The 1,160-nt window shown below is 68.9% G+C and carries 1 protein-coding gene; it reads left to right on the top strand.

What is annotated here, in order from left to right:
- Positions 1-1,063, top strand: a 1,063-nt coding sequence (locus U4Z64_RS37250) for an MFS transporter (RefSeq protein WP_321822678.1), incomplete at its 5' end; no start/stop codon positions are given.
- Positions 1,064-1,160: the final 97 nt, after the last annotated feature.

Here is a 1,160-nt window from a genome sequence, read left to right as displayed (position 1 = left end):
GATCCTGCTGCTCGTCGCCCGCCTCGTGCAGGGCTTCTCGACCGGCGGCGAATACGGCGGCGCCGCCACCTTCATCGCCGAGTTCTCGACCGACAAGCGCCGCGGCTTCATGGGCAGCTTCCTCGAGTTCGGCACGCTGATCGGCTATGTGATGGGCGCCGGCGTCGTCGCGCTGCTCACCGCGTCGCTGTCGCAGGAAGCGCTGCTGTCGTGGGGCTGGCGCGTGCCGTTCCTGATCGCGGGCCCGCTCGGCCTGATCGGCCTGTACATCCGGATGAAGCTCGAGGAAACGCCGGCGTTCAAGCGCCAGGCCGAGGAGCGGGAAGCGCAGGACAAGGCCGTGCCGAAGGCGCGCTTCCGCGAGACGCTGATGCGCAACTGGCGCGCGCTGCTGCTCTGCGTCGGCCTCGTGCTGATCTTCAACGTGACCGACTACATGGTGCTGTCGTACCTGCCGAGCTTCATGTCGTCGACGCTGCACTTCGACGAGTCGCACAGCCTCGTGCTGGTGCTGATCGTGATGGTGCTGATGATGCCGCTGACGCTCGCCGCCGGCCGCCTGTCGGACAAGGTCGGCCGCAAGCCCGTGATGCTGGCCGGCTGCGTCGGCCTGCTCGCGCTGTCGATCCCGTCGATGATGCTGATTCATGCGGGCACCACCGCGTCGGTGTTCGGCGGCCTCCTGATCCTCGGCGTGCTGCTGTCGTGCTTCACCGGCGTGATGCCGTCGGCGCTGCCGGCGCTGTTCCCGACCGAGATCCGCTACGGCGCGCTCGCGATCGGCTTCAACGTGTCGGTGTCGCTGTTCGGCGGCACGACGCCGCTCGTCACCGCGTGGCTCGTCGACGTGACCCACAACCTGATGATGCCCGCGTACTACATGATGGGCGCGGCCGTGATCGGCATCGTGTCGGTCGTCGCACTCGCCGAAACCGCACGCCAGCCGCTCAAGGGCTCGCCGCCGGCCGTCGCGTCGCGCCGCGAGGCACACCAGCTGGCGCGCCAGCTGCGCGAGGAAGAGGACACGGAAATCTACGGCGTCGTGTCGCCCGCGCGCGCCTGAGCGTCGCTCGCGCGCCCATGAAAAAACCCCGGCCGAAGCCGGGGCTCGATCGAACCCGATCCGCCCGACCGGCTTGCGCCGGCCGGGCGTTTTTTTA

This window comes from Burkholderia sp. BCC1996, from assembly GCF_905339955.1.
Classification (GTDB): domain Bacteria; phylum Pseudomonadota; class Gammaproteobacteria; order Burkholderiales; family Burkholderiaceae; genus Burkholderia.
This window is presented reverse-complemented; position numbering and strand designations above follow the sequence as displayed.